We start from the raw sequence: 25649 nt of genomic DNA, 5'->3' as shown, positions 1-25649 counted from the left end.
TCGTGAGGTCCATGGAAAATCTCCCCGGGCCGTTGTTTACGAATTTTGAACGTTGCCTCGCCGTCCGCTAGGATCTGTCACATGCACTCGCTTTCCCGTCGTCGTCTGCTCGTCGCTCTGATTGCCGCGCTGGTCGTGGCCGGTCCGGGCGTGGTCGTGGCGTCGGCCCAGCAGCCGCAGCCATCGCGGGGCGAACACGCCCGCGGGATTGAAGGTGGCGAGCGCGTCGCACGCGCCGGCCGGCCGGCCAATGACCGCTCGTTGTCCGATGCGGTGCGGCGTGTGCAGCGTGAAACCGGTGGGCGCATTCTTGGCGCTGAGCGCGTGCCGTATGACGGCCGTGACATCAATCGTGTCAAATACATGGATGACCGTGGGCGCGTACGCTACATGGACGACCCTTCGCCTTCACGAGACCACCCGCGCGACCAGCGGGCGGAGCTGCCACCACGCGGCGATAACTCCTGAACAGCGATAGTGGTTGTGGTTATTGAATACACACGCTGGCCGCTTGGCCGGCCCAAAGTACTAGGGAGAGTTCATGCGTATCCTTCTGGTTGAAGACGAAGCCCCGCTGCGGGAAACCCTTGCGGCCCGCCTCAAGCGCGAAGGTTTTGCCGTGGATGCCGCTCAGGATGGCGAGGAAGGCCTGTATATGGGCCGCGAAGTGCCGTTCGACGTGGGCATCATCGATCTGGGCCTGCCCAAGATGTCGGGCATGGAGCTGATCCGCGCGCTGCGTGACGAGGGCAAGAAATTCCCGGTGCTGATCCTGACCGCGCGTTCCAGCTGGCAGGACAAGGTCGAGGGCCTGAAGCAGGGCGCCGACGACTACCTGGTCAAGCCGTTCCACGTCGAAGAGTTGCTGGCCCGCGTCAACGCGCTGTTGCGCCGCGCCGCTGGCTGGTCCAAGCCGACCCTGGAATGTGGCCCGGTGGCGCTGGATCTGGCCGCACAGACGGTGAGCGTGGCCGGCAGCAATGTCGACCTCACCAGCTACGAGTACAAGGTGCTGGAGTACCTGATGATGCATGCCGGTGAGTTGGTCTCCAAGGCCGACCTGACCGAACACATCTACCAGCAGGACTTCGACCGCGACTCCAACGTGCTGGAAGTGTTCATTGGCCGCCTGCGCAAGAAGCTGGATCCGGACGGTGAGTTGAAGCCGATCGAAACCGTGCGTGGCCGCGGCTACCGTTTCGCGATTCCGCGCAACGAGGGCTGAGCCCCGTAGGGGCATTGCATCATGACGGGCCGTCAGTGGCTATTGAAGCGTTGGCGGCCCCGCTCCCTGCAGGCCCGCCAGCTGCTGGCTGCCTCGGTGGGCCTGGTGGCCTTCCTTGCGCTGGCCGGTTATGCGCTGGATGCCGCGTTCGGCCAGACCGCGCGTGACAACCTCAGCGAGCGCCTGAAGAACTACGCCACCGCCTATGCCGGTGGCATCGATTTCACCCGCGATGGCTCACTGTACATCCGCGAACAGCCACCGGACCCGCGCTTTGATGTGCCTGGCAGCGGCCTGTACCTGCAGGTTGTGATGCCCGGCCATGTCGCCAACTCGATGTCGGCCGAAGGCCCGATGCTGCCGGATGTGAGCGAGCGTACGCTCAAGCCGCGCGAGGAAGTCTTCGAAGGCCCACTGCCCATCACCCAGATCGACGGCACGCCCGGCGAGGTCTACCGCTATGGCATAGGCCTGGTATGGGGTGGCGATGGCGCGCCCGAATCCGAATTTCCGTACACCATCTACGTGCTCGAGGACTCGCGCGCGCTGGGCATGCAGCTGCGCAGCTTCCGCGCTGCGGTGTGGTTCTGGCTGGGTGTTACCGGCCTGATCCTGCTGTTGCTGCAGACACTGGTGCTGCAGTGGAGCCTGCGCCCGCTCAAGCGCGTGATCAACGAACTGACCCGCGTGCAACGCGGCGAGCGCGAGCGCATGAGCGAGCTGCATCCGCGCGAGCTGGAACCGCTGACCGAAAGCATCAACGCCTTCATCGAAAGCGAGCGCGAAAACCTCGAACGCCAGCGCAACACGCTGGCCGATCTGGCGCATAGCCTGAAGACGCCGTTGGCGGTGCTGCGCACCCAGCTGGAAAGCGGCAACAGCAGTGATGGCGAACTGCGCGAAGAGGTAGGCGTGCAGCTGCAGCGCATGAACAATCTGGTGTCCTACCAGCTGGCGCGTGCGGCATCGTCCGGGCACAAGCTGTTCTCCGCACCGGTGCCGATCGAGACCACGGCCGAAGAGATCGTGCGTGGGCTGGAAAAGGTCTACGCCGCCAAGGGTGTGCTCTGCGAGTTCGAAGTAACGCCGGGCGTGAACTTCTACGGCGAGCCGGGCGACCTGCAGGAGCTGCTGGGCAATCTGCTGGAAAACGCCTTCAAATGGGCCAACCGCCGGGTACTGCTGACGGCGCGGCCGATTACCGCAGGCAACGGCAAGCGTGCCGGCCTGATGCTGGCGGTGGACGACGATGGCCCGGGCATTGCCGAGGACAATATCGCCAAGGTGCTGCAGCGTGGCGTGCGTGGCGATGAGCGCGTGCAGGGCCACGGCATCGGCCTGTCGATCGTGCAGGACCTGATCAAGGCCTATCGCGGCGAACTGCAGGTCAAGCGTTCCGAGGAACTGGGCGGCGCCCGTTTTGAAGTGACCTTGCCGCCGGGCATCTGACCTCGGAAAGGCTGAGGGTTCGCCGGCCGTGTGTGTTCGCTGCGTTGGCTGTGCGGGGGAGCCCCAAAGCCAAAGTCAAAAACAAACCCCTCCCCAGCCCTTCCCTACGCACTGCGTGCGCAAGGGAGGGAGCAGGGCATGCGCTCTGCCCCCTCCCTTTGGCGTAGCCAAGGGGAGGGCTGGGGAGGGGTTGGCAGTTGATCCTGCTCTACCGCAGCCCGCCTTCAACCGGCCCATAAAACCGCCGCAGGTGCGCAGCCACCGCCGGCATCGTCTGCACCAGCAGTTCCGGCGCGGAGAAGTGGTACTCGCTGACCACCGCAAAGAACTCCTCCGGTGCCTCCGCCGCATAAGGGTCGATCACGGTTTCAACATCCGCATCCACCTGCGCGCAGAACGCGTCATAGGCCTGCTGGAAATCCCGCGCCCATTGCCGCTGCCATTCGCGCGGCAATGGCGGGGTGCCATCGATGGCGCCATCGAGCGCATCGATCTTGTGCGCCATTTCATGCACCGCCACGCAGAAGCCGGCCTGCGGCTCGGCAATATCGGCCTGCACATCCGCCCACGACAGAATCAATGGGCCACTGCCCCAGGCCTCGCCAATCAGTTCGTCATCCCACTCATGCAGCACGCCGGCCGCATCGGTATGGCTGTGGCGTACGCGGAATGCATCCGGGTAGACCACCAGCTCCGACCAGCCATGCAGGCCTTCGCGGCCGAATTCGATCAGTGGCAGGCAGCACAGCGCGGCCAGCAGCATGCGCTGGCCGTCATCCAGTTGCAGCCCGGCAACCGGGGTGATGGTCTTGCGCTGCAGGAACAGTTCCACCAGGGCGCGCAGTTTGCGCTCGCGCACAGCCGACAAACCGTGCAGCCAAGGGCATTGCTGGCAGGTCTGCTGCCAGAGGGTGTCATCAAGCGGTGGCGGTATGCGCTGCAACCAGCGCAACAACGACTGGATCAGCGGAACATCCCGGGCAACAGGCGGTGCCAGCGCGGTGCACGCAGGCGTGGCAGCAGGTCATCGTCGCTGCCGCCACCGGTACGCGGGGTGACGGTCTTGGCCGGGGCCGGGGTTGCCGGCGGGGCGTTGGCGATGCCAACCGCGGCGGCCGGGGCCGCAACCCGCTCCACTTCAGCCGGGGCGTAGCTGCACGCACTTTGGCCAGCGCCGCCGAGCGCGTCCGAAGCCTGCGCTGCAACTGGCGCCAGCAACAGGATCAGGCAATGAGCGAGGTGGCGCATCGTCAACATCCAAGAGCGGGCTAATTCCCGATTCTAGCCTGCTTTTTCTCCCGGTTTGGGTGGCCGGTGCTGGGCGGCCTGTAAGGCTTGCCGCATAATTTCCAAGTCTGTCGTGAGGGTACTGCTGTGGATGACCGCCAATTGCTGGCCAAGCTGGGTGCCGGGGCGTTGTCCGGCGACGCGCTGGCGCGCGAGCTGGGGCTGACCCGGGCGGCCGTCTGGAAGCGTATTCAAGGGCTTCGCGCCGCTGGGGTGGCGATCGAAGGCCGTGCCGGCGATGGCTATCGCCTGGCCCAGCCGCTGGAATTGCTGGACCTGGCACGGATCCGTGGCGGCCTGCCTACGGCCGTGCAGGCGCTGTTGGCGGAGTTGGAAATCGGCTGGACATTGAGCTCGACCAACACAGAATTGCTGCAGCGCAGCGCGCCTGAGCGCGGAACGGCCGTTCTGCTGGCCGAGCGCCAGACCGGCGGCCGGGGGCGTCGTGGCCGCCATTGGGCCTCGCCGCTGGCGGCGCATATCTATCTGTCGCTGTCGCGTGGCTTCGCCGGCGGCCTGTCGCGGATGGGCGGCCTGAGCCTGGCGGTGGGCGTGGCGGTGGTCGAGGCCCTGCATGAATTGGGCTTCAAGGACGCCGGCCTGAAATGGCCCAACGACGTGGTCGTGGACGGGCACAAGCTCGGTGGCCTGCTGGTGGAGGGCGGTGGCGAGTTTGCCGGCCCGGCGCGGGCGGTGATCGGGCTGGGTTTGAATGTCCGCATGCCAGCGGCCAATGCCGCCGAGATTGGCCAACCATGGACCGATCTGGATACGCTGGCCGGCGCCGAGGTGTCGCGCAATGCGGTGGTGACGGCCTTGCTGGCGGCCTTGCTGCCGGCATTGCAGCAGTTCGAGCAGCACGGGCTGGCCCCGTTCCTGCCGCGCTACGCGGCGATGGATGTGTTGCGCGGGCGCGCGGTGCGGGTGGAAGAAGCGGGCGTGCTGCACGATGGCGTGGCCTGCGGGCTGGCCGAGGACGGTGCGTTGCGGGTGAGCATTGCGGGGCAGGAGACCTGTTTCCATGCCGGCGAAGTCAGCGTGAGGGCGGCATGAGCGATTGGTTGTTTGATCTGGGGAATTCGCGTTTCAAATTTGCACCGCTGCAGGGCAACCGTGCCGGCAGCGTGCAGGCCTGGGCGCACGGTGCCGAGGCGATCACCGCCAGCGCGCTGGAGGCCCTGCCTAGGGGCGACACCGCCTGGGTAGCCAGCGTGGCGGCGCCGGCCTTGACCGAAGAAGTCCTGCAGATCCTGCAAGGCCGCTTCGGCAAGGTGCAGGTGGCCAGGACCTTGCCGCGCTGCGCCGGGGTGAGCGTGGCCTATGCGCGGCCCGAGAAATTCGGGGTCGATCGCTTCCTCGGATTGCTGGCCGTCGCACCCGCGCGGCAATCGGTGCTGGTGGTAGGCGTGGGCACCGCGCTGACCATCGATCTGATCGATGCGGACGGCCTGCACCGGGGCGGTCGAATCGCTGCCTCACCCACGGTCATGCGTGAAGCCTTGCATGCGCGCGCTGTGCAGCTGCCTGCCAGCGGCGGCGACTACGCCGAGTTCGCCAACGACACCGCCGATGCGCTGGCATCCGGCTGCGACGGTGCGGCCGTGGCGCTGGTCGAGCGCAGCCTGCGGCAGGCGCAGACCTTGCTCGGCACCCCGCCGCAGCTGGTGGTCCACGGCGGCGGCGCCTTGCCCTTGCTGCCCTTGTTGGCCGACGCCGATTACCGGCCCGCACTGGTGCTCGATGGTCTGGCGCGCTGGGCGGTTCACCATGACGCGTGTGAACGGTAGGATCGCCGCATGCTGACCCGTCTTCTTATCGTTCTGCTGGCCATCCTCAACGTGGGTGTCGCGCTGTGGTGGATGGCGCCGCGCGCCGAACCGGTGGCCGCCGTGCCGCGCGCCGAGCCCGGCGTTGTCACGCTGGAAGTACTGCCAGCGCCTGCGGCGGAAAACACTGCCGTAGCCGCGCCGCCGGCCGCTGCGGTAGCCGCGACCGCCGCTGCTGCCCCGCTCATTGCAGCACCAGTTGCCGCTGCCAAGCCGGCAGAAGCTGCGCCAGCGCCTGCAGCTGTCGCAACCAGCACAGTCCAGGCACCTCCCGCCGAGGCCAAGCCGGCCGAGCCGAAACCCGCTGCCGCCGTGCAATGCGCCAGCCTTGGCCCCTACGCCAGCCAGGCCCAGGCACAGGCAGCGCTGGCCGCGTTGGGCGCGGATGCGGCCCGCCCGCGCCTGCGCGAAGTGCCCGGCAAGGCCGCCAACAGCTACCGGGTGCTGATCGCCCCGGCAGCCTCGCGCGAGGAAGCCCAGGCCACCGCCAAGCGCATCGTCGACGCCGGTTTCAGTGATTACTTCATTGTTTCCCAGGGCGAGGAAGCCAATGCCGTCGCCCTCGGCCAATACCGCAACCGCGAAGGCGCGGAGCGCCGCCTGGCCAGTCTCACCGCCGCCGGCTTCCCGGCCAAGCTGGCCGCCAGCGGTACCGAAATCGCGCCCAGCTGGTGGGTGGATGCCGCCACCGCCGGCACCGCCACCCCGGCCAGCTTGAAGCAGCGTGCAGCGGCCGCCCAGCAACAGTCGTTGGATTGCGCGCGTCTGCGGTAGAATGGCGCGCCCCGCCACGGTGGGGTTCGGGAAGTACCGGATTTCGAACCAGCTTCCCACCGGTTGCAGCGCGACCATCGCGCAACCGCAGCAGGTAACGCGTCTTGCCGCTTTAGCTCAGTTGGTAGAGCAACTGTCTTGTAAACAGTAGGTCATCCGTTCGATTCGGATAAGCGGCACCAACGCCTGGTTTCATGGCGTCCAAGCAAGTTCAGAGTTCACAGCAAGCCTGCAGAAACGCGGGCTTTTTTGTGGGTTGTGGTCGCGCTTGTGTGCGCAGGGGAGCATGTGGATGCGCATGTCCGATGGAGGGCGTTGGGGCAAGCCCTTCATGCACCGGTCCCCTCTCGATATGCGAGCGGAGCGCCTTCGGGCAGACAGGCCACGATGCGGAAGGTAGGGAGAGGCGGTTTCACGTCTTCCATGAACCGTTTTCACCGTCGCGCTACGCATGCAGGCTGATGTTCTGTGCGATGAACCGATCAGCTCGCAATACCGCAATGCATGACACCTTGGTGGGCTGCGCAGGATGGTCGCTGCCTTCGGCGCACGCTGCGGCTTTCGGCAACGGCGGCAGCGCGCTGCAGCGCTATGCGACGCGGTTGTCGGTCGTGGAAATCAACTCATCCTTTTACCGGCCACACCGCGCGGCGACCTATGCGCGTTGGGCTTCGGTGGTGCCTGCAGGGTTTCGCTTCTCGGTGAAATTCCCACAGACCATTTCGCACCAGCTGCGGCTGAGTGGTGCAGCGCCGCTGCTTGATCCGTTTCTGGAAGCGGTGCAGCAGCTAGGCGGGAAACTGGGCGCGCTGCTGCTGCAGTTGCCGCCCAGCCTGGCTTACGACGGCCGGGTTGCCTCGTCCTTTCTGCGCGCTTTGCGCAGGCGTACGACAGCACGCGTGGCCTGCGAGCCGCGTCATGCAAGCTGGTTCAGCGAGGCTGCGGATGCGATGTTGCGGACGCACGACATCGCCCGTGTAGCCGCCAATCCTGCCCGTTTCCCGCTCGCAGCATGGCCTGGCGGGAGCCGCAGCTGGAGCTATTGGCGTTGGCATGGGCAACCGCGGATGTACTACGGCCGTTACGGCGAGCCGGCATTGCGGACGTTGGCCGGCGATCTGGCCAAGCGCGATGTCAGTGGCCAAGCATGGGTGATTTTTGACAATACCGCCGATGGCTCCGCCGTCGCCGATGCCCTGTGTCTGCAGGCGCTGCTGCGGAAGAAGCCCGATGCCTGAGGGCCCTTCCATCGTTCTGCTGTGCGAGGCCGCTGCCCGGTTCAAGGGCCATACGGTGCGGAAGGCTTCCGGCAACAGCCGTTTGGACCTTGCGCGACTGGAAGGCAGGCGCGTCAAGGCGGTACGCGCCTGGGGAAAACACTTCCTGCTCGAGTTCAGCAACGTCAGCCTGCGCATCCATCTGCTGATGTTTGGCAGTTGGCGTATCGATGAACGCAAGGAGTCACCGCCGAGGGTCTCGCTGCACTTTGACAGCGGTGAAATGAATTTCTATGCGTGCTCGGTGAAGTTGATCGAACAGCCACTGGACGATGTATACGATTGGCGCGCCGACGTCATGAATGATGCATGGGACCCGAAACTGGCGCGGCGCAAGCTCAAGGCCGCACCGGCGCTGATGGTCTGCGACGCTCTGTTGGATCAGACCATTTTCTCCGGCGTGGGCAACATCATAAAGAATGAAGTTCTGTTCCTGACCGGCGTGCATCCAGCCACCCGTGTCGGTGATTTGCCGCCGCGCAAACTCACGCAACTGATCAACCAGGCGCGCCTCTACAGTTTCCAGTTCCTTGAATGGAAGCGCGCCTTCGTACTGAAGCAGCACTGGCAGGTGCATACCCGACGAACCTGCCCGCAATGCGGCGGGCCGGTAAGCAAGCGGTATATGGGGACCACCAACCGTCGTACGTTTTTCTGCCAGAACTGCCAGGTGGATTACAGCTTGGGCCACCGCGATGAGGTTGATGGCGGCGGTGGACAGGAAGAGTGATCGCTTTCGCTGAAGCGCGCGAACCCCACCCATTAGCCCGCTCGGCGCAATAGTGGAGCAGGCCACTACTGCCCCGGTGCGCACTCCAGCTGATAGCGAAGGCTTGCCCGCACCGCCTCCGTGAGGAGGCGCTACGCGAAACCTCGCTTCAGCCGGAGCGCGACGTGTACCAGCAGGATCAGAACCGGCACTTCGATCAGTGGGCCAATGACGGCGGCGAATGCGACCGGCGAGCTGATGCCGAACGCAGCTACCGCCACAGCGATGGCAAGCTCGAAGTTGTTGCCCGCCGCTGTGAACGCGATGGCGGTAGTGCGCGGATAGTCTTTGGCGATCAGCTTGCCCATGAAGAAGCTGACGGTGAACTGGACCAGAAAATAGATCGTCAACGGGACAGCGATGCGCAGCACATCCCACGGCAGTTTGAGTACATCGCCGCCCTTCATGGCGAACATCACCGTGATCGTGAACAACAACGCGACCAGGGTTATCGGGCCGATGGCGGGCAGGAACCTGTGCTCATACCAATCAAGCCCCTTCGACCGGGTCAACGCCCGGCGCACCAGATACCCGGCAGCGAAGGGGATGCCCAGGTAGATCAGGACAGCCTCGGCAACCGGCCAGAAACCTACATCGAGCACCACGCCGTGCAGCCCCAGCGCAGTTGGCAACCAGGAAAGAAAGAACCAGGCGTAGACGCTGAACAGTGCAATCTGGAACAGGGAATTGAATGCGACCAATCCGGCGACGTATTGGTTGTCACCTTTTGCCAGCTGGTTCCAGACCAGAACCATCGCGATGCAACGCGCCAAGCCGATCAGAATGAGCCCGGTCATATACCCCGGCTGGTCGCGCAGAAAGATCACCGCCAGGGCGAACATCAGAACCGGCCCTATCAGCCAGTTCTGGATCAGTGACAGCGCCAGTACGCGCTTGTCCTTGAACACCACGCCCAGTTGCGCGTAGTCCACCTTGGCCAGTGGCGGAAACATCATCAGGACCAGGCCGATGGCGATGGGCAGGTTGGTGGTGCCAACGCTCAGCGCGTCTATTCGGTACTGCAGCCCGGGGAAGGCTGCGCCCAGGCCCACGCCGACCGCCATTGCCAGGAAGATCCAGACGGTCAGGAAGCGATCCAGGAATGACAGGCGCCCGGCAGGCGCCGCAGCCATGTCATTCATCAGCAGTGCCCTGGCGTGCCACAGGATTGATCGCCCGCGCAGCAGTTCTCGGTCAGGTAATCGACCAGGCTGGTCATGGCGTCAAAGTTGGCGCGATAGCAGACCGTGCGGCCGCGCTGTTCTGAGCTGACCAGGCCGGCGGCGGACAACTCCTTCAGGTGGAAGGACAGGGTGGCGCCGGGAAGCGTCAGTGCCTCGGCGATCTCGCCGGCCAGCTTGCCGCCGCGGCCTGCTTCGACAAGCAGGCGGTAGATCGATAAGCGGGTTCCGTGACCGAGTGCGGCCAGCGCCCGCGTTGCAGTTATATGTTCCATAGTTCTAGAATAGTGGAAATGATGAAGAGGGACAAGCCGTGCTCGACCTACCCAATATCCACGCCGGCGCTGTGCAACAGCCTGCCCACTCCGATCTGGACGTGCTGCGCCCGAGTACACACAGGCCGCGCATCCTGATCCTCTACGGCTCGCTCCGGCCCCAGTCCTTCAGCCGGAAGCTCGCCCTGGAGGCACAGCGCCTGCTGGAGCACTTCGGTGCCGAGACCCGGCTATTCGATCCTCATGAGCTGCCAATGCTGGATGCAGTGCCGGCCGATCACCCGAAGGTGCGCGAACTGCGCGAGGCCTCGCTGTGGTCTGAAGGCCAGGTCTGGGTCAGTCCGGAACGACACGGAACATTGACTGCCGTACTGAAAAACCAGATCGACTGGCTGCCGCTGGAGGACGCCGGCATTCGCCCCACCCAAGGCCGCACGCTCGCGGTGATGCAGGTCAGCGGCGGCTCGCAGTCCTTCAACGTGGTGAACGCCTTGCGTTTGCTCGGCCGCTGGATGCGTATGGTCACCATCCCCAACCAGTCGTCGGTACCAAAAGCCTGGCAGGAGTTTGATGAGCAGGGGCGGATGAAGCCATCGGCGTATTACGACCGCGTCGTCGACGTGATGGAGGAACTGGTGAAGTTCACGCTGCTGGTCAGGGATCGCAGTGACTACCTGGTTGATCGCTACAGCGAGCGCAAGGGTGAGGCGGCGGTGGCAGCGCTTGCTGCAGCGTCCGGCGCCACAACTTCTGCCGCGGCCGCAGGAGCCGCAGCATGAAGGCGACGATCTACCACAACCCCAACTGTGGAACCTCCAGAAACGTGCTTGCTCTGCTCAGGCATGCCGGCATCGAACCGGTGATCATCGACTACCTGACCGACACGCCAACCAAGGCGCGATTGCATGAGCTGATCGACAAGGCTGGGTTGACCGTGAGGGAGGCAATCCGCCAGAAAGGAACGCCTTACGCCGAGCTCGGCCTGGACGATCCGGGCCTTACCGACGATGAACTGATCGATGCCATGTTGGCGCATCCGATTCTGATCAACAGACCGTTTGTGGAAACCGACCTGGGCGTGCGGCTCGCGCGCCCGTCGGAAGCCGTCTTGGCCATCCTGCCGCCACTGGCTGCTGCGTTCGTCAAGGAAGATGGCGAGGTGATCATGGATGAACGCGCCAACACGCCGATACCCGGTTCTTCATAGGCGCTCAACGCCTGCAGGAATGCGGATGACGGCCTTCAAGCCGATCAAGATGAATTGACCGCTCCGCCGCAAGCTTCAGTTGGCGGCAGGGAACAGCGTCGCCACCGCACGGGTGCCGCGCGTATCCACATCAAGCGACGCGCGGATCAGGGCCCCCGCAGCACACGGAACCGCGCTGATCATCATCCACACTGCTGCAGTGAGAACTGCGTACATCAATGTCATCGGTAGATGAGCACGCTTGGGTGCAGGGATGCGCCTCGTTAACCGCAACAGGCAGACGCTGGCGATGGAGCTCTCCTGCTCCGTTCAAGGACACGTCAATGAACCGAGCAAACATGAGCCGATTCGCAATGATGCTGGTGATTCCACTGGGCATGGCCGCTGCGGTGGCAAGCGCGGGCAACCCGCCAACGGCACATGACAAGGCCAAGGCCGGGCACACCACGCAGACGGATTCCCAGCAGCCGGGCAGCGATACGTGGATCACCACCAAGGTGAAAGCCGACCTGCTGACCACCAGCAATGTACCGGGCATGGAAATCAAGGTTGAGACCGTCAACGGCGTGGTTGCGCTGAGCGGCATGGTCGGCAGTGCCGCAGAGAAGGAGCGGGCGGTCGCCACTGCGGGCGGCATCCAGGGCGTGAAACGCGTTGATGCGAGTGGTCTTACCCTCGCGGCCAACAAGTAAGCGCGGAACCGCACTTCCCCGCCGCGCCTGCTGGCTGCCGTTGCGCAGGCGCTGATGATGGCGGCAGGAATGCCGTGCAAAGAGCCCCTCGCTGAGGGGCTCTTGCTTGCGTGCCGATGTCAGTTCCGTTTGGCATCGCCAATAGCCGCCGCAATCATGGGGTGAGTACCACCTTGCGACAGTTGTCCTGCCGCTCGTCGAACAGCTCATAGCCGCGTACTGCATCCTGCAATTTCATGCGGTGGGAAATGATCACTTCCGGTTTCAGTCGTCCCTCGCCTATGGCCTCCAGCAATTCCGGCATCAGGCCCTGCACGTGGGTCTGGCCCATCTTGAGGGTCAGGCCCTTGTCGAACGCGTCGCCAAACAGGAAACCATGGATGAAGCCGGCATAGACACCCGGTACGCTTACCGTGCCGCCGCGCCGCGTCGCGGCTATGCATTGGCGCAGCGCTTTACCGCTGGAACCTTCCAGTTTCAGCGTGGTGAGCACGGTCTCGGTGGTGCTGCCCTTGGCCTCGAAACCCACCGCATCGATACAGGCGTCTACACCGCGCCCCTGTGTTGCCTGGATGATGAGCTCGGCCGGGTCGTGGTCCTGGTCGAAGTTGATCGGCAGCACGCCATAGGTATCGCGTGCGAATTCCAGCCGGTAAGGGTTGTGGTCGACCATGTAGATGGTTTCGGCACCGAGCATGCGCGCGCAGGCTGCGGCCATGCAGCCCACCGGCCCGGCACCGAAGATCGCCAGCGTTGAACCGGGCTTGACCCCCGCGTTGAGCACTGCCTGGTAGCCGGTTGGCAGAATGTCCGAGAGAAACAATACCTGTTCATCGCTGAGCACATCCGGCACCACCAATGGGCCGACGTTGGCTTTGGGTACGCGCACAAGTTCCGCCTGTCCACCTGCAATGCCGCCGTACATATGGCTGTAGCCGAACAACGCCGCTGGCGGCTTGATGCTCTTCGGGTTCATTGCCGCACCGGGGCCGCTATTGGTGGTTTCGCAGGCGGCGTACTCATTCAGCAAGCAATGGAAGCACTGACCGCAGGCGATGACGAAGGGAATAACCACCCGGTCGCCAGGTTTCACGCGCGTCACCTCCGAACCAACTTCTTCGACAACACCCATGAATTCGTGGCCGAGGATGTCACCATCTTTCATGCCCGGAATCTTTCCGTGAAGAATATGCAGGTCCGATCCGCAGATGGCAGTTGCCGTCACCCGCAGAATCATGTCGTCAGCTGCAATGATTTCAGGATCGGGTACGGTTTCCATGCTTACGTTGTTGGCGCCCTGATAGGTGAGTGCTCTCATGATCATCTCGACGGCTGGGTGTCGCTGGAAACTGCGCTGGCTGCGGTCAACCCGCCGTGATTGGAACCGACATTCGGATCACGTGTGTTTCACCCCATGTGACTATGTTTGAGAGCCGTCCAGAAGAGTCCCTGTCATGGCCAGCCGCAAACATCCCTCATCACCCACTCATCCGGAAAAATCCGCCGCACGTTCTGACAGCGGCCCGGCGCAGGCGAGCTCGCGTAAACCTGTCCGTGACGTGGATGCGGTGCCGAAAGCCATGGATGACTGGTCCGCAGCGCGTGCACACAATGCACAGAAGGCGGCCGAGCACGGCCGGAAAAACGCACTGTCGCCACCGGAGGGTGAGCACTTCACTGCCCCCTCCACCGCAGCGGGTGCAAGTACCACAAGCGAATCGAACGCAAACGAAAAGACGGGGATTGCCGCTGCGCCAGGGCAGGACTCGGGTGGCGGGGCGCTGCCGCGGGCACGCAACGATGCGATGGATCAGCAGCTCACCACGAATCAAGGGGTGCCGGTTGCTGACAACCAGAACAGCCTAAAAGCTGGAGTACGCGGGCCTGCGCTGTTGAAAGACTTCATCTTGCGCGAGAAGATCACCCACTTCGATCACGAACGTATTCCCGAGCGTATCGTTCATGCACGCGGCTCTGGCGCACACGGCTACTTTGAAGCGTATGAAGACCTCTCCGCGCTGACCCGCGCCGCGCCTTTCCAGACAGCCGGCAAGCAAACGCCGGTGTTCGTGCGCTTCTCAACCGTTGCCGGCGAGCGCGGCTCCAAGGACACGGCACGCGATGTACGCGGCTTCGCGGTCAAGTTCTATACCGAGGAGGGGAACTGGGACCTGGTTGGCAACAACATGCCGGTTTTCTTCATCCAGGACGCTATCAAGTTTCCTGATCTGGTGCATGCGGTAAAGCCAGAGCCGCACCACGCCATGCCGCAGGCAGCATCGGCGCATGATACGTACTGGGATTTTGTGTCGCTGATGCCGGAATCCACTCATATGTTGATGTGGCAGATGTCCGACCGCGCCATTCCGCGCAGCTATCGGATGATGCAGGGCTTCGGCGTCCATACTTTCAGGCTGGTGAATGCGCGCGGCAAGTCCGTGTTCTGCAAGTTCCATTGGTCGCCGAAGCTGGGCACGCACTCGCTGGTATGGGATGAGGCGGTAAAGATCGCCGGTGCGGATCCGGACTTCCATCGCCGCGACCTGTGGGAAGCCATCGAAGCCGGCGAGTATCCGGAGTACGAGTTGGGCGTGCAGGTGTTCACCGAAGAACAGGCGGAAAGCTTCAGCTTTGATGTATTGGATGCAACCAAGCTGGTGCCGGAGGAACTGGTGCCGGTGCAGCCCGTCGGGCGCATGGTGCTGAACCGCAATCCCGACAATTTTTTTGCCGAAACCGAGCAGGTGGCGTTCTGCACGGCGCATGTGATTCCCGGCATTGATTTCAGCAACGATCCGCTGCTGGCCGGTCGCATTCATTCGTATGTGGACACGCAGATAAGCAGGTTGGGCGGGCCGAATTTCCATGAGATTCCGATAAATGCGCCTGTTGTTCCGGTGCACAACAATCAGCGCGACGGGATGCACCGCCAAGCGGTACATCGGGGCAGGGTGTCCTACGAACCCAACTCGCTGGCGGGCGGTTGCCCTTTCCAGGCCGGCGGTGCCGGCTTTGTGTCTTTCGCCGAGCCCGTACAGGGCGACGAAGTCCGTGCCAAACCCGAGAAATTTGCGGAGCACTTCGCCCAGGCCACGCTTTTCTACGAAAGCCAGACCGAAGCGGAGCAGCGCCACATCGCCGAGGCGTTCCGGTTCGAGCTGAGCAAGGTTACAGTGCCGGCGGTGCGCAAACGCGTGGTGTCCATGCTCCGTAATGCATCTGAGGCACTCGCAGCGCAGGTGGCGCAGGGGCTGGGTATGCCGCTGCCACCGCGCATGCCAAGCATTTCAAAAGGCAAGGTGAAAGTAGAAGTTGCCAACTCGCCTGCATTGTCGTTGCTGGCGCGGCCAGGCGAAGGTGGTGTGCACACGCGCCGTATCGCCATCCTGGTGGCGGATGGAAGCCGGCAGGGCGACCTCGTCGTGCTGGCCGAGGCACTGAGCGCGCAGGGTGCGATGGTGCGCCTTGTAGGGCCGCATGTGGGGGCGCTGGAAAGCGAGGAGGGCGGCGTCATCGATGCAGATGCGTCATTGGAAAACGAGCCAGGCGTGCTGTTCGACGCCTTGGTGGTCGCGTCGGGAATGAAGGCGGTGGATACGCTCTCGCGGGACGTGCGCGCCTTGGAGCACGTACGCGACGCCTATCGGCATGGCAAGCCTCTGCTGTTCGTTGGTGATGCCAAGGCGGTGCTGGAGACTGCAGGGCCAGGCGTGCTTGAACACGACCCGCTGCTGCTCATGGCCGAGGATCTCAACGATGACGTGATAGCAGACTTTGTTGCCGCCATCGAAGCCCACCGCAATCCGGCCCGGGAACCTGCATTGATCGCGCCATGAAGCGTAGGCGCGAGTTGTTCTGCTGAACCGTCGAGACAATGCACATGCGCGTCACACCTGTGCACTTCCTCAACATGCGGCAGGCGCGAGGATGACACCGTACCGCAGCATTCCGCTGGCGGGGATGGAGAAACACCATGAGCCAGAATCCACGCGAAAACGAACAGACCCGCAATGAGCAGAACCAGAATGATCAGAATCCGAATGATCAGACTGGCAATGACCAGAACCAGAACGATCAGAACCAGAACGATCAGAAGCGCACTGATCAGAATGATCAGAACCGCAAGGACCCGAACCGCAATGATCAGAACGATCAGAACCGGAAGGACCAGAGCCGCAGCGAGTAAGAGCGCAATCGTTGATTGAGCTCCAAAAGCAGAAGGCCCCGCATCGCGGGGCCTTTTTTATTGTTCAACGTGGGAGATCATTTTTCTTTTCGGGCGGGCGGTGGTGGACGCTCGTAGTCCTCCGGCTTGGCGGTGTGTTGCGCGTCGGACATGTCATGGTCCTTCCACAACGCCTTGTCGTTGCGAAGCTTGTCAGCGGTGTGCGGCTTGTTCTGGTGGCTTGCAGTGCCCGTTGGATTGAACGGCAGCTTTGCCATGAGTGTTCTCCTCGGTACGGATGGGCTCAACATCGGTCAGCCTGGTAGAGCGGGATGAAGGTCAATCAGCCTTGTCGGGCGCGGCCTGCTTCTCGTCCTTGGCCAGTGCGCGGGCCTGGGTCAAATGACGCGCCACATGCTCCCGTGTCTGCTGAAGATGGGCCTTGGCCTGCGGGCTGGCTGTAGCGGGGATCAGCTTGTCGTCCAGAGCAGCCAATGCGTCGGTATGCCCGGTGATCATCGCCGCCACATACGCCTTGCTGTAGGCATCGCCCTGTTTGCTGTTGATCTGATCGAGCAGCGCTTGGCCGGCGGCCGCCTGGGTTTTGGCATCCGCGCTCTGGTTATCCGGATTCAGCGCGTTGGTCTGCTCTTTGTTGCGTGTGTGCTCGTTGATCATGAGCCGCGCATAGTCGGCGACCTCGCCTTTGACATTTTTCTCCAGCGCCTGGCGGCCAGCGGCGATCTCGTGATCGTTGATGGCGTTCAACACGCCGAGCGCGGAGCGTTCACCGGCGCTTTGATCCGGCATTGTTGGTTTCTCGGCGGCCGCGTCAGGGCTGGCGGTGCCGGCGGCAGACGCGGTGGCAGGTGTGCTCGGCGCTGGGTCTGACGGCGCGGGATGGTCGGGTTCACCCCGGCAGCCGGCCAATGCAATGGTGCAGGCCAAGGAAAGTGCAGTTGTGAGGATGCGGATGTTCATTGGGCATTTCCTTTGTTTGGATGCAGGCGCTGACCACTTCGCTGTATGCGTAAGCGTGGATGCGGGGTGCCTGAGTCCAGCGCACACCAGCATCTTGGCAAGCACTGTGTTGTGCATCCGTGGATCGCTGTGAGCAGATGATCACCTGTCGCCTTGGCTGCCCTCCTTCATTGCGTGGCCAACCGGCAACAACTGCATCAGAAAGCGTTTGAAAGGCGTTTCAAAGCGGTCACCGTGGCCTGTTCAGGACGGTGTTGTGGGCGTGTGATCATCCTTGGCTGCTGCGAGAGATGAGAGCAGGCGCACGCGCAGCTTTGCCCAGTTCGCACCCCAGCGCATGCCTGCGTTGGCCGAGCCTACCGCGACGATCGGCTGCGGGCGTTCCGGGTCCTGCAGAAAGATATGCACTATCCATCCGCGGTTGCGCTTGCAGATTTCCAGCACCTTTGTGCTGCCCAGGAACAGATGCTTCCGGTCCTGCTCTTCCACCCAATGAAAGGGTGGGGGAAGCCGGCTTGGCAGCGCCTTGGTCACCTTGAGCTCCGCGTCATGGCATCGCCTTCCGTTGGCTGACGCAGGGAATGTGCGGTGGCCCATTTCGAGGATGGAGCGCGGTGCCGCGAGCGCAGTGCGGCTGTGCTTGCGTGGGTACGCGCTTGCGTACCTTTGCGGCATCCGTGAACGCCGTTGGCAACGGTTTTCTGATCTTCATGGTTCCGATCACGGCATTCGCGATCCGTGCTGGGGACGTGCGAGAGCGCAGGCAAGCGGACTGTTTGCAGCACGTTGCCCCTGTCGTGGTTGCGGCGGACCATCTCAATCTCCTGGATCGGCAGGCGGTGACGTACGGATGAAACAGCAGGCATCTGCAACGCCTTCAAAGCGCCTTCTTCGGTGCCCCGGATTCCTGCGCTGCTATCGGCACCCACGTTGGATGAATGGGTGCCAGCGGTCTCAGGCTTTCGTCGCCTGACTTTGAGACCGGATGGCCGATCCGCAACGCTCGGCAGCCTTTTCAATGTGGCGAAGTGTGTCCAGCGCCTCTGTCGGCGCCTTGCCATCCAACTGCCTTCTAAGCAAGGACAGGCCCAAGGTCACAACGTTCAAGTCGTTGCGAAGGTGGTGCAGGCGCTGATTGTCCATTTGGCGGTGTCCGCTGAACGTGGGGGTACGCAGGCGCCGGCGTTGCCGAGGATGACGTTTGTCTGCCCGCGGCGCGCGGAAGCGGGTGTGGGCGGCGCCTGCCAACACAGGCAAACCGTAGTCCCGCAGGCGTTACGTCGTCGTCAGTTGAAGCGCATACACGTTGACTCTTGCCACACGGCCATTGCCTGGTTGTTTGAAGGCGGCCTCACTTCATTGTTCGCTTCTTTCACGCTTGCAGAACACGGACGGGCTGATATTTCCATTCAGATTCAAAGGAACCGCCCTGATGCCTAGCAATCTCGCCGGACGACGGATTCTTGTGGTCGAAGACGAATACATTCTGGCTCAGTGTCTGCGCGATCTTCTTGAAGGCGACGGTGCCGAAGTTCTGGGGCCGGTTGCAAACCTCGAAGACGCCGATGTGCTGTTGGACACGTGCCCGCTGCCGGATGCAGCGATCCTGGATGTCAACCTGGGTGGGCAAAGCGTGTATCCAGTAGCGGACAGACTGAGCAATGAACACGTGCCGTTGCTGTTCACCTCAGGCTACGACCGGGAGCTGGTGCCGCCGCGTTATGCCGACAGCCCGCAGTGCACCAAACCATTTGGTGTGGAGCAGGTAAGGGAAAAGTTGGCGGCGCTGCTGGATATCAGCGGCGATGTCCATTGATCCCGAACGCGGTGGCTCGGACATGGGGATTCCGCCGGTGGTGTCGGCTGATCTTGCGGGTTGGGTGTGGCAGGTAGAGGACGATTCCATCGTATGGGCAGACCGCCGCTTCGACATCTGCGGTTATCGCCCCAGCGTCATTGCGCCAACCATGCAGGCCTTGCTGGCCCGCGTCCATGAGCGGGACCGGGAAGCGCTGCGCACGGTGTTGCTGCGGGCGGGCGAGGAATACGACGAATTTACCTGTCGCTTCCGGTATTGGTTGCCCGATGGCCAGCAACGTTGCCTGCTGCTGAAGCGTCTGTTCCTGTCGCAGCCGGTCGATGAACCGGAGCGTGTGGTTGGCACCATCCATGACATCACCGATCACATCGACACCGGGCGCGCCCTGCAGGAGAGCACGGCGCGGTTTGCACAATTCAGCAATGCATCTTCGGACGTGCTGTGGATACGCAACGCCGAGACGCTGGACCTGGAATACCTCAGCCATGCTTTCGAGCGGCTCTATGGCTCCGAATGCGGCGCCATGCTGGCTCACCCGACACTGGAAAGCTGGCTCAGCCACATACTCCCCGAAGACCAGCACAAGGTGCACGACGCACTGAAGCGCGTCCGCACGGGCCAACGGATGGTGATCGAGTACCGGATTCTCAGAGGAGACGGTGCCATCCGCTGGATGCGCAATACCAAGTTCCCATTGCTTGATCCCGAAGGGCGCGTGGTGCGCATCGGTGGCATTGGCCATGACTGCACCGAAGAGAAGGAAGCCGCTGGCCGTGCCCAGGTGCTGATGGCCGAGCTGCAGCATCGCACCCGCAACCTGATGGCGGTGATCCGTGCGGTGGCCGACCGCACGCTCAGTGAATGCGAAAGTATTGACCAGTTCCGCGACGCTTACGGCAACCGTATCGAAGCCATCGCGAGGGTGCAGTCGCTGCTGTCCAGTCTGGACGACGGCGGCAAGGTGGCGTTTGACAAGCTGCTGCATCAGGAGCTGCAAGCGCACGGTGCCGAACGCGGCTGCGTGGTGCTTGACGGGCCAACAGGCGTGGGCTTGCGTTCGACCACATTGCAGACATTTGCCTTGGCGCTGCACGAACTGGCGACCAATGCAGCCAAGTACGGCGCGCTCGGTTCCGACACCGGAAAGCTGACCGTGCGTTGGCATGTCCATCGTTGGGAAGATGGCACGCCGGCATTGAAGATGACCTGGAGTGAGGAGTTCTACGGCGAGGTCGAGCCGCATCCCGAGCGCAAGGGCAGCTATGGCCGGGAGTTGATCGAACGGGCATTGCCCTATCAGCTCAAAGCGCGGACGTCCTATGAGCTGACCAGCAGAGGTGTGGAGTGCGTGGTGGAAGTGCCGCTGCCGAAAACGTCGGCGATACCGTCGGCATGATGTCATCCACAGTTGCCTGCGCGATGGGATGAGCCGGCAAGGAGTGGGGCCGCATTCCTGCATTGGCTCACGATTGCGAGCGGCCCGATAGCTCAGACGAACAGCGCTTCGTCGGTGGCCCCTATCTGTACAGCCAGGCTTGCCAGTTCGTTGGCGACATTGGCGTGGTCGCCCGTCCGTGTCGTGACCAGGCGCAGCAGCGTCTGGTAGGTCTCCCAGAATTCGGCGCCGCTCCCGTGCAGCTGGTAGGCGGTCTGCAGGGTCATTCGCTCATCGTCTGACAGGTAGTGCGTAGTATTTTCCATAGTCACCTCCAGGTGTTCCATCCTTCGATTGCATAAGCGTGGTTTCAGCCAAGCGCGGGTTTGGCGGTCATCAGGTAGAACACGATCAGGAACGAGATCAAGGCCGGCACGCCCAGCGCGGCCCATGCGCCCAGATACTGGTAGTAGCGCAGCGGCAGCAGCTGCTGCCCGGACGCTGCAGCTGCCTCGGCGATGTCGCGCAGCTTCATCTGCAGCCAGACCACCGGCAACCAACAGAGCGCGGCCAGGATGAACAGCACCACCGACCAGTAGAGCCAGGGCGTGGTCAGTGCTATGCCCATGCGATGGGCCAGGTACAGCCCCGACAGTGGCTGCAGGATGATGGTGGTGGCGGTGAACAACCAATCGGCAATCACCACCAGGCGTGCAACCGGCGCAACCACGGCGGGGTCGCGTTCGCGGCTGATCAACAACAGGTAGAACGCAGTGCCCACGCCGGTTCCGAACAGGAACGTCGAGGAAAGAATATGCAGGTATTTAACGAGTACGACGTCCATGCGGACTCTCCAGCCAGAGCAGCAGTGCGGTCAATGCGAGCATCGGCAGGTTCTTGACCATCGGCCCGTAGGGGTGGGCCCAGTACTCGGGCAGCCACAGGCTGATGATCACGCTGTACACCAGCATCAGGCCTATCTGCAGCAGATACACACCGCGTCGCCAGCGCCGCACCCACATTGCCAATGCCAGTGCCGCGTCCAGCAGTGCTGCCGTGTACAGCGCCAGTGGTGCCACCACCAGCGGAACCTGCGCGCGCACCAGCAAGTCGAGGCTGGCCGCCTGCGGGTAAACAAATGCCGACACCCACGCAGTTACCAACCACGTCAGTGACAGGCTCAGCCGCAGCACCGGCAGCATGTTGGCCAGCACCGCCAGCTGATGGGCCTGCTGCCGACGCGCTGGTTCGACGAACTGCTCCGGCCGCCGCAGCGGCCTGCCGACCAGGGCCGCCCATGGCGCAGCATTGGCGGTGTTTGGATGGGCGAGCATCTTCAGCGCATCCGTACTGACGGTGCTGCCGGGAAGCTTCTGCAGGCATTTTGCCAACGGCAGGGCCACGCGCATTGGAATGCGCCACACGATACGGCGCTTGACCGGTGCTGGAGAAAGCGCCCGCAGATAGGCATCCATGCCCAGCGCAACCGGGCCTACAGCGGCAATCAGCGGCGGCGGTTGCGGGTGCTGCACCAGCGCGACCAGGCCATCGACCAGGTCATCCAGGTGAATAGGTTGCACCTCGCCGGCTGTGGCCGGCAACGGCAGCCACGGCAGCACTGCCAGACGCTGAAACAGCACACTGCTGGCGCCCAACGCGGCATATACCAACGAAGGCCTCACCACCACGGCGGTTCCTGCAAACGCGCTCGCACAGCGATCCCCCCGGGCCTTGCTGCGCCAATAACGCGTGTCAGCATGCAGCTCCGCGCCGAGTGCGGATATCTGGATGATGCGCTTCACACCGGCCTGGGCGGCAAGGTCGAACAGAGTGCACGGGCCTTTCACATGCACGTCGTCGAAACTCTGCGTGGAGGTCTCGTTGAAGATGCCTGCGGCATTCACCACCACGTCCACGCCGGCCAGCAGCGCAACAACGGATGGATCGGGGCGGCCGGTGAAATCAAGGTGGACAAAGCGCGCACCCGGCTGACTGCGTGAAGCTTCGGCTTCGTCCCTCACTCCCAGGATGACCCCATGTCCACAACGCTCAAGTCGCTCCGCCAGTGCTTTGCCGATCAACCCGGTGCCGCCGCTGATGAACACACACAGCGGCGCACGGTGAAGCAATTGTTCGTGCGCGCCCTGTGCTCCGGAAGTTGCGCCAGTGTGGTGTCCAGCGTGTTGGTCTCGTGGTTCAGCTACCGCCGCAGCAATGCGGCGGCCGCCGGCACCAATGCCACCAGCCAATGGATCTGGCCGCGCCAGGCGCACCGTCGCACAGGTTGGAGCATTCGCCATACCGTTACGGGGTATCTGATCCATCATGCGTCCTCCGTGTTCTGGGCAACGGGGTATGAAACCCTGCGGCGGGGCCGCTGCTCACCGCAGCCGGTTGTAACGCTGGCTGCAGCAACAGCTGTCACTGCGTATCTGGTCGATTACAAGGTCGTACCGTCGCGGATGACGCCGGGCTTTGAGCGACGGCTGCAACCGGTGGACATGTTCTGCATCTACGCAGCGTTCGGCATGGGCCTGGCCTTGCCGTGGTTGCTCACCCGCGCGGCTGCGCGTGCATGAAGGGATGGCCTAGGAAGGCGCTCGTTTACTTGCCAGTCCCGTCAATGCGGGGCCTTCGAGTAGTTCACCGGTGGGGCTGAAGCGGCTGCCGTGGCACGGGCAGTCCCAACTGCTGGCTTCCCCGTTCCACTGCACGATGCATTTCAGATGCGGGCAGACCGGAGACATTGCATGCAACATGCCGCTTGGGTCGCGATACAGGGCACAACGGTTCTCGCCACGGCCCACGATACGTCCGGAGCCCGGTGCGATCTCCGTGCCATCGTCGGCTCCCGCCTTCAGGCGGTCGCCGACCATATGCTTGATCACCGTGGCATTGGTTCTGGCCCAGCCAGCGGCCGACTTGATCGGCGTTATCCGCAGCGGACTGAGCAGATGTGCCAGGTCGCTGGGCTGCTGCCCTTCGATGCCCTGGACGATCAACTCGGCCGCAAGCGCACCCCAGGTCAAGCCATCGGCCTGGAAACCGGTGGCGACCCACACATTTTCATGTGCGCTGCTGCCGATATAGGGCAGCCCGTCAGCGGGTTTGAACTGCTGGGCTGACCAGCTTGCCGCCACCGGGCCGTTCACCACGAACCGTTGCTGCGCATAGTCAAGCAGGCGGCCGACAGGGTCCTGCGCAGGAGACCATTCGCCGGTGCGATGTTTTTCGCCGACGACTACCAGCAACGGCGACTGCCGCCCCGGTACCGAGCGCAGCGAGCGGCCACTGTCGGTCACCCAATGAATGCCTTCGGCAGGCGGCGTCTCGACCGGGACCGCGATGCCGTACTCGCGGTACACCTCCATTTCCGCCTGCAGCAGGTTGAAGCCCGCCGGTGAATGCGTTGCCAGAACGATGTGGGTGGCGTGCACCGTCCCGTTGGCCGTGGTCACCCGGCCCGCGCGGGCGTCGATGTCGGTGACCTGGCTCTGCTCGAATACCGCAGCGTGCTGGCTCAGCTGGGCAAGCAAGGCACGACAGAACCGGTAGGGATCAAACTGCGCCTGTGCTTCCACGTTGAACGATTCGGTCAACGCGAAGGGCAGGCTGCTCCGGCCCGTCTGCGGATTCAGGCCGGCAGTCTGGTATGCCGCGAGCTCCCGCTGATACGCCTGCAACTCGACCTGGCCGCTGCCTTCGATACCCCACTGCAGCGGCGCGCGCGCGAAACCACATTCAATCAGCTGTTGCTGGACCAGTGTCTCGACCCCGGCAATGGCGTGCATGCGTGCGGCAACCACCTCGCGCACGACATCCTTCCCCCATTTGTCGAGCATGCCTGCCATCTGCGACGTGGCGGCATAGAGGTTGCCTGTGGAGGCACCGGTGTTCTTCTGCCCGGCCAGCCCTGCCTCCAGAACTACCACCTGGTAGCCCGCGTCGCACAGCCGCCACGCCGTCAGCAGGCCGGTAATGCCGGCACCGACAACCACCACGTCGGCATTGATGTCACCGCTCAGTACCTGTGGGGTGGGAACGAAGGGATGAGAGGCCATCCAGATGCTGGTCATGCTCATCACCACGTTCTGAGTTGATCTGCATGCTCCATGTACGGTCGTTGGTAGTCCGTGGATTTGTGTGAACACACTGTGTTGATGCATGCGGATACAACACGCCTGCGTTCGCTTCACGCCTGCTCACGCGTCGTTATCGGTGGGCTGGCTACACCACAGGCAGCTGCAGCCGCAGCGGGTCCCCAGCGTTGCGATGTGCAGCGCTGGGGTGCGACAGGACACAACGTACCGCCATCAATGGTTGCCTGTGTTTGAAGGAGGAGCGGTAGATGGAAAGCAGGGCCGCCGTGCCGGGTTTCTTTGCCCGATTGTTCCGATCCAATGCACCGCCACATGAGTTGAGCCTGGCCGACATGGGCGAATGCCTGCCTACGGAAGATGAGTTGCTGTGGGTGGATCTGTCGGCACCCGACGAGCAGACACTGGATAGCCTGTGGCGCGCCTGCGAACTGCCCGCGCTTGTACGGCCGCTGCTGGAGTCTGGCAGCACGCCGTTGGTGGAACGCGAGGGAGAGTACTTCTGGGCGCGCGCCGTCGCCGTAGCGCCGGCACAGGGCGACGAGCTGGTGAGTGGTGCCGTACTGACCTGCGTGGTGGGGCGCAACCGTGTGATCACCTACCACAGCGAGGAAATCCCGTTTCTGGCCGCCTTGCGTGAAACTGCGCATGGCGCCGTCATCGGCAGCCTGTCGTCGGAGAGCTTCGTCGCCACGCTGCTGGACCGCCAGCTATCCGGGTACTTCGACGCTGTCAGCGATTTCGAATGTGCCGTCGAGCACCTGGAATCGGACATGTCGAGCAATGACATCGAAGCCAACCTCCAGGAGCTGCAACGGTTGCGGCGCTGGGCGTCGCGCCTGCGTCGAATGCTGGCGCCGCACCGTGCCGTGTTCGGCACCTTGTCGCGGCCTGATTTCCGGCCGTCGGAGAGCAGGGATGCAGAGCGTCATTTCGTCGCGCTGGACACACGATTCGAACGGGCCATGGACATGATCGAGAACGCGCGCGAACTGGTCGTCGGCAGCTTCGAGCTGTTCAGTGGCCAGGTCGCGCTGCGCACCAACGGATCGATGCGGGTACTGACGTTCGTCACCGTGATCGCCGGTGTGCTGGCCACGTTCGTCGGCGCGTTGGGGATGAATTTCGAAGCCAGCCTGTTCCAGACGCGCGATGCGGGCTTCTGGTCGATCGTGGTCGGGTTGTTGCTGTTCTCGGTAGCGATGACCTTGCTGGGCCGCCGCCGCCGCTGGTTCTAGCGGCGCCACGCG

The 25649-nt window shown here is 63.3% G+C and carries 31 protein-coding genes and 1 tRNA gene; 18 read left to right on the top strand and 14 right to left on the bottom strand.

Translation table 11 applies throughout. The features are described 5' to 3' along the window. Window positions 1-81 precede the first annotated feature (81 nt). The 3 genes from ACVOKO_RS04505 (at window position 82) to ACVOKO_RS04495 (ending at window position 2674) form a co-directional block, all read left to right on the top strand. Window positions 82-468, top strand: coding sequence for a PepSY domain-containing protein (locus ACVOKO_RS04505; RefSeq protein WP_346497688.1), 387 nt, complete (start codon window positions 82-84; stop codon window positions 466-468). Window positions 469-541: 73 nt separating this feature from the next. Next, on the top strand, window positions 542-1225 hold the full coding sequence (locus ACVOKO_RS04500) for a response regulator transcription factor (RefSeq protein WP_057627010.1): 684 nt from the start codon (window positions 542-544) through the stop codon (window positions 1223-1225). Window positions 1226-1246: 21 nt separating this feature from the next. Next, window positions 1247-2674, top strand: a complete 1428-nt coding sequence (locus ACVOKO_RS04495) for an ATP-binding protein (RefSeq protein WP_346497685.1) — start codon at window positions 1247-1249, stop codon at window positions 2672-2674. Window positions 2675-2882: 208 nt separating this feature from the next. On the opposite strand, the gene ACVOKO_RS04490 is transcribed toward ACVOKO_RS04495, so the two are convergent. Beyond that, the gene (locus ACVOKO_RS04490) at window positions 2883-3629 is read right to left on the bottom strand and encodes a M90 family metallopeptidase (RefSeq protein WP_346497683.1); all 747 of its coding nucleotides are present in this window, start codon (window positions 3627-3629) and stop codon (window positions 2883-2885) included. 8 nt (window positions 3630-3637) lie between these two features. Beyond that, entirely contained in the window at window positions 3638-3922 is a 285-nt protein-coding gene (locus ACVOKO_RS04485) for a hypothetical protein (protein WP_430980713.1), read from the bottom strand. 126 nt (window positions 3923-4048) lie between these two features. On the opposite strand from ACVOKO_RS04485, the gene birA reads away from it, so the two are divergent. From birA to ACVOKO_RS04455, 6 genes are all read left to right on the top strand, one after another. Further along, the gene (gene birA / locus ACVOKO_RS04480) at window positions 4049-5014 is read left to right on the top strand and encodes a bifunctional biotin--[acetyl-CoA-carboxylase] ligase/biotin operon repressor BirA (RefSeq protein ID WP_346497679.1); all 966 of its coding nucleotides are present in this window, start codon (window positions 4049-4051) and stop codon (window positions 5012-5014) included. Then, complete coding sequence (locus tag ACVOKO_RS04475; protein ID WP_346497677.1) at window positions 5011-5748, top strand: type III pantothenate kinase; 738 nt, start codon at window positions 5011-5013, stop codon at window positions 5746-5748. Before birA ends, ACVOKO_RS04475 begins: the two co-directional genes overlap by 4 nt. A 9-nt stretch (window positions 5749-5757) precedes the next feature. After that, window positions 5758-6561, top strand: coding sequence for an SPOR domain-containing protein (locus tag ACVOKO_RS04470; protein WP_346497675.1), 804 nt, complete (start codon window positions 5758-5760; stop codon window positions 6559-6561). Window positions 6562-6667: 106 nt separating this feature from the next. Next, window positions 6668-6743, top strand: a tRNA-Thr gene (locus ACVOKO_RS04465). Window positions 6744-7034: 291 nt separating this feature from the next. After that, window positions 7035-7799 (top strand): DUF72 domain-containing protein, encoded by a 765-nt coding sequence (locus ACVOKO_RS04460; protein ID WP_346497673.1) that lies wholly within the window; start codon window positions 7035-7037, stop codon window positions 7797-7799. Beyond that, window positions 7792-8568, top strand: coding sequence for a DNA-formamidopyrimidine glycosylase family protein (locus tag ACVOKO_RS04455; protein WP_346497671.1), 777 nt, complete (start codon window positions 7792-7794; stop codon window positions 8566-8568). The genes ACVOKO_RS04460 and ACVOKO_RS04455 overlap by 8 nt, the downstream gene beginning before the upstream one ends. A gap of 131 nt (window positions 8569-8699) precedes the next feature. On the opposite strand, the gene arsB is transcribed toward ACVOKO_RS04455, so the two are convergent. Further along, complete coding sequence (gene arsB, locus ACVOKO_RS04450) at window positions 8700-9740, bottom strand: ACR3 family arsenite efflux transporter (protein WP_346497738.1); 1041 nt, start codon at window positions 9738-9740, stop codon at window positions 8700-8702. Between the two features lie 8 nt (window positions 9741-9748). Further along, window positions 9749-10063: an ArsR/SmtB family transcription factor gene (locus ACVOKO_RS04445; protein WP_346497669.1), complete on the bottom strand. Its 315-nt coding sequence runs from the start codon at window positions 10061-10063 to the stop codon at window positions 9749-9751. Between the two features lie 56 nt (window positions 10064-10119). Here ACVOKO_RS04445 and arsH point away from each other — a divergent pair, with 56 nt between their 5' ends. Then, entirely contained in the window at window positions 10120-10842 is a 723-nt protein-coding gene (arsH, locus tag ACVOKO_RS04440; protein ID WP_346497736.1) for an arsenical resistance protein ArsH, read from the top strand. After that, window positions 10839-11270 (top strand): arsenate reductase (glutaredoxin), encoded by a 432-nt coding sequence (gene arsC / locus ACVOKO_RS04435; protein WP_346497667.1) that lies wholly within the window; start codon window positions 10839-10841, stop codon window positions 11268-11270. Before arsH ends, arsC begins: the two co-directional genes overlap by 4 nt. Window positions 11271-11345: 75 nt before the next feature. Here the strand turns inward: arsC and ACVOKO_RS04430 are convergent, their stop codons facing one another. Continuing rightward, window positions 11346-11486 carry a hypothetical protein gene (locus tag ACVOKO_RS04430; RefSeq protein ID WP_346497665.1) on the bottom strand — a complete coding sequence of 47 codons (141 nt, stop codon included), beginning with the start codon at window positions 11484-11486 and terminating at the stop codon, window positions 11346-11348. Window positions 11487-11608: 122 nt separating this feature from the next. Here ACVOKO_RS04430 and ACVOKO_RS04425 point away from each other — a divergent pair, with 122 nt between their 5' ends. Then, the gene (locus ACVOKO_RS04425) at window positions 11609-11962 is read left to right on the top strand and encodes a BON domain-containing protein (protein WP_346497663.1); all 354 of its coding nucleotides are present in this window, start codon (window positions 11609-11611) and stop codon (window positions 11960-11962) included. 154 nt (window positions 11963-12116) lie between these two features. Here the strand turns inward: ACVOKO_RS04425 and ACVOKO_RS04420 are convergent, their stop codons facing one another. Continuing rightward, window positions 12117-13280, bottom strand: a complete 1164-nt coding sequence (locus ACVOKO_RS04420; RefSeq protein WP_346497661.1) for a zinc-dependent alcohol dehydrogenase — start codon at window positions 13278-13280, stop codon at window positions 12117-12119. Between the two features lie 487 nt (window positions 13281-13767). Here ACVOKO_RS04420 and ACVOKO_RS04415 point away from each other — a divergent pair, with 487 nt between their 5' ends. Together ACVOKO_RS04415 and ACVOKO_RS04410 are read left to right on the top strand one after the other, a co-directional pair. After that, on the top strand, window positions 13768-15798 hold the full coding sequence (locus ACVOKO_RS04415) for a catalase (protein WP_430980714.1): 2031 nt from the start codon (window positions 13768-13770) through the stop codon (window positions 15796-15798). Window positions 15799-15935: 137 nt separating this feature from the next. Next, complete coding sequence (locus tag ACVOKO_RS04410) at window positions 15936-16148, top strand: hypothetical protein (RefSeq protein ID WP_346497657.1); 213 nt, start codon at window positions 15936-15938, stop codon at window positions 16146-16148. Between the two features lie 77 nt (window positions 16149-16225). Here the strand turns inward: ACVOKO_RS04410 and ACVOKO_RS04405 are convergent, their stop codons facing one another. The 4 genes from ACVOKO_RS04405 to ACVOKO_RS04390 form a co-directional block, all read right to left on the bottom strand. Then, window positions 16226-16405, bottom strand: coding sequence for a hypothetical protein (locus ACVOKO_RS04405; RefSeq protein ID WP_346497655.1), 180 nt, complete (start codon window positions 16403-16405; stop codon window positions 16226-16228). 61 nt (window positions 16406-16466) lie between these two features. After that, entirely contained in the window at window positions 16467-17108 is a 642-nt protein-coding gene (locus ACVOKO_RS04400; RefSeq protein WP_346497653.1) for a DUF4142 domain-containing protein, read from the bottom strand. A gap of 243 nt (window positions 17109-17351) precedes the next feature. Continuing rightward, complete coding sequence (locus ACVOKO_RS04395) at window positions 17352-17642, bottom strand: hypothetical protein (RefSeq protein WP_346497651.1); 291 nt, start codon at window positions 17640-17642, stop codon at window positions 17352-17354. Window positions 17643-18062: 420 nt separating this feature from the next. Then, complete coding sequence (locus tag ACVOKO_RS04390; protein WP_346497649.1) at window positions 18063-18251, bottom strand: VHS/ENTH/ANTH domain-containing protein; 189 nt, start codon at window positions 18249-18251, stop codon at window positions 18063-18065. A gap of 289 nt (window positions 18252-18540) precedes the next feature. On the opposite strand from ACVOKO_RS04390, the gene ACVOKO_RS04385 reads away from it, so the two are divergent. Both ACVOKO_RS04385 and ACVOKO_RS04380 read left to right on the top strand, forming a co-directional pair. Then, entirely contained in the window at window positions 18541-18924 is a 384-nt protein-coding gene (locus tag ACVOKO_RS04385) for a response regulator (RefSeq protein ID WP_346497647.1), read from the top strand. Continuing rightward, entirely contained in the window at window positions 18914-20323 is a 1410-nt protein-coding gene (locus tag ACVOKO_RS04380; RefSeq protein ID WP_346497645.1) for a sensor histidine kinase, read from the top strand. The genes ACVOKO_RS04385 and ACVOKO_RS04380 overlap by 11 nt, the downstream gene beginning before the upstream one ends. 92 nt (window positions 20324-20415) lie before the next feature. On the opposite strand, the gene ACVOKO_RS04375 is transcribed toward ACVOKO_RS04380, so the two are convergent. Genes ACVOKO_RS04375 through ACVOKO_RS04365 form a run of 3 tightly spaced genes read right to left on the bottom strand, consistent with a single transcriptional unit; the run spans window position 20416 to window position 22407 of the window. Further along, window positions 20416-20628, bottom strand: coding sequence for a hypothetical protein (locus tag ACVOKO_RS04375; RefSeq protein ID WP_346497643.1), 213 nt, complete (start codon window positions 20626-20628; stop codon window positions 20416-20418). Window positions 20629-20672: 44 nt separating this feature from the next. Next, a complete protein-coding gene (locus tag ACVOKO_RS04370) occupies window positions 20673-21146 on the bottom strand; it encodes a DUF2269 family protein (protein WP_346497641.1) in 474 nt (157 codons plus the stop codon). Continuing rightward, window positions 21127-22407, bottom strand: coding sequence for an SDR family oxidoreductase (locus ACVOKO_RS04365; protein ID WP_346497639.1), 1281 nt, complete (start codon window positions 22405-22407; stop codon window positions 21127-21129). The genes ACVOKO_RS04370 and ACVOKO_RS04365 overlap by 20 nt, the downstream gene beginning before the upstream one ends. Between ACVOKO_RS04365 and ACVOKO_RS04360 the strand changes: the two genes are divergently transcribed. Continuing rightward, entirely contained in the window at window positions 22339-22881 is a 543-nt protein-coding gene (locus ACVOKO_RS04360) for a hypothetical protein (RefSeq protein WP_346497744.1), read from the top strand. The two genes, ACVOKO_RS04365 and ACVOKO_RS04360, sit on opposite strands and share 69 nt — an antisense overlap. A 9-nt stretch (window positions 22882-22890) precedes the next feature. Here ACVOKO_RS04360 and ACVOKO_RS04355 read toward each other — a convergent pair whose 3' ends face one another. Further along, complete coding sequence (locus tag ACVOKO_RS04355; protein WP_346497637.1) at window positions 22891-24378, bottom strand: FAD-dependent oxidoreductase; 1488 nt, start codon at window positions 24376-24378, stop codon at window positions 22891-22893. Between the two features lie 272 nt (window positions 24379-24650). On the opposite strand from ACVOKO_RS04355, the gene ACVOKO_RS04350 reads away from it, so the two are divergent. Then, window positions 24651-25637 (top strand): magnesium transporter CorA family protein, encoded by a 987-nt coding sequence (locus tag ACVOKO_RS04350; protein ID WP_346497635.1) that lies wholly within the window; start codon window positions 24651-24653, stop codon window positions 25635-25637. Window positions 25638-25649 lie beyond the last annotated feature (12 nt).

This window comes from Stenotrophomonas sp. STEN240, from assembly GCF_056756175.1.
The sequence above is the reverse complement of the archived record's forward strand: the minus strand, read 5'-3'. Positions and strand labels throughout refer to the sequence as shown.

Excerpts from the sequence above, each read along its gene's own strand:
- ACVOKO_RS04505 (WP_346497688.1), top strand. The coding sequence starts at position 82 with ATGCACTCGCTTTCCCGTCGTCGTCTGCTCGTCGCTCTGATTGCCGCG.
- ACVOKO_RS04500 (WP_057627010.1), top strand. The coding sequence starts at position 542 with ATGCGTATCCTTCTGGTTGAAGACGAAGCCCCGCTGCGGGAAACCCTT.
- ACVOKO_RS04495 (WP_346497685.1), top strand. The coding sequence starts at position 1,247 with ATGACGGGCCGTCAGTGGCTATTGAAGCGTTGGCGGCCCCGCTCCCTG.
- ACVOKO_RS04485 (WP_430980713.1), bottom strand. The coding sequence starts at position 3,922 with ATGCGCCACCTCGCTCATTGCCTGATCCTGTTGCTGGCGCCAGTTGCA.
- ACVOKO_RS04475 (WP_346497677.1), top strand. The coding sequence starts at position 5,011 with ATGAGCGATTGGTTGTTTGATCTGGGGAATTCGCGTTTCAAATTTGCA.
- ACVOKO_RS04470 (WP_346497675.1), top strand. The coding sequence starts at position 5,758 with ATGCTGACCCGTCTTCTTATCGTTCTGCTGGCCATCCTCAACGTGGGT.
- ACVOKO_RS04460 (WP_346497673.1), top strand. The coding sequence starts at position 7,035 with ATGAACCGATCAGCTCGCAATACCGCAATGCATGACACCTTGGTGGGC.
- ACVOKO_RS04455 (WP_346497671.1), top strand. The coding sequence starts at position 7,792 with ATGCCTGAGGGCCCTTCCATCGTTCTGCTGTGCGAGGCCGCTGCCCGG.
- arsB (WP_346497738.1), bottom strand. The coding sequence starts at position 9,740 with ATGGCTGCGGCGCCTGCCGGGCGCCTGTCATTCCTGGATCGCTTCCTG.
- ACVOKO_RS04445 (WP_346497669.1), bottom strand. The coding sequence starts at position 10,063 with ATGGAACATATAACTGCAACGCGGGCGCTGGCCGCACTCGGTCACGGA.
- arsC (WP_346497667.1), top strand. The coding sequence starts at position 10,839 with ATGAAGGCGACGATCTACCACAACCCCAACTGTGGAACCTCCAGAAAC.
- ACVOKO_RS04430 (WP_346497665.1), bottom strand. The coding sequence starts at position 11,486 with ATGTACGCAGTTCTCACTGCAGCAGTGTGGATGATGATCAGCGCGGTT.
- ACVOKO_RS04425 (WP_346497663.1), top strand. The coding sequence starts at position 11,609 with ATGAGCCGATTCGCAATGATGCTGGTGATTCCACTGGGCATGGCCGCT.
- ACVOKO_RS04420 (WP_346497661.1), bottom strand. The coding sequence starts at position 13,280 with ATGAGAGCACTCACCTATCAGGGCGCCAACAACGTAAGCATGGAAACC.
- ACVOKO_RS04415 (WP_430980714.1), top strand. The coding sequence starts at position 13,768 with ATGGATCAGCAGCTCACCACGAATCAAGGGGTGCCGGTTGCTGACAAC.
- ACVOKO_RS04410 (WP_346497657.1), top strand. The coding sequence starts at position 15,936 with ATGAGCCAGAATCCACGCGAAAACGAACAGACCCGCAATGAGCAGAAC.
- ACVOKO_RS04405 (WP_346497655.1), bottom strand. The coding sequence starts at position 16,405 with ATGGCAAAGCTGCCGTTCAATCCAACGGGCACTGCAAGCCACCAGAAC.
- ACVOKO_RS04400 (WP_346497653.1), bottom strand. The coding sequence starts at position 17,108 with ATGAACATCCGCATCCTCACAACTGCACTTTCCTTGGCCTGCACCATT.
- ACVOKO_RS04390 (WP_346497649.1), bottom strand. The coding sequence starts at position 18,251 with ATGGACAATCAGCGCCTGCACCACCTTCGCAACGACTTGAACGTTGTG.
- ACVOKO_RS04385 (WP_346497647.1), top strand. The coding sequence starts at position 18,541 with ATGCCTAGCAATCTCGCCGGACGACGGATTCTTGTGGTCGAAGACGAA.
- ACVOKO_RS04380 (WP_346497645.1), top strand. The coding sequence starts at position 18,914 with ATGTCCATTGATCCCGAACGCGGTGGCTCGGACATGGGGATTCCGCCG.
- ACVOKO_RS04375 (WP_346497643.1), bottom strand. The coding sequence starts at position 20,628 with ATGGAAAATACTACGCACTACCTGTCAGACGATGAGCGAATGACCCTG.
- ACVOKO_RS04370 (WP_346497641.1), bottom strand. The coding sequence starts at position 21,146 with ATGGACGTCGTACTCGTTAAATACCTGCATATTCTTTCCTCGACGTTC.
- ACVOKO_RS04360 (WP_346497744.1), top strand. The coding sequence starts at position 22,339 with ATGTCCACAACGCTCAAGTCGCTCCGCCAGTGCTTTGCCGATCAACCC.
- ACVOKO_RS04355 (WP_346497637.1), bottom strand. The coding sequence starts at position 24,378 with ATGACCAGCATCTGGATGGCCTCTCATCCCTTCGTTCCCACCCCACAG.
- ACVOKO_RS04350 (WP_346497635.1), top strand. The coding sequence starts at position 24,651 with ATGGAAAGCAGGGCCGCCGTGCCGGGTTTCTTTGCCCGATTGTTCCGA.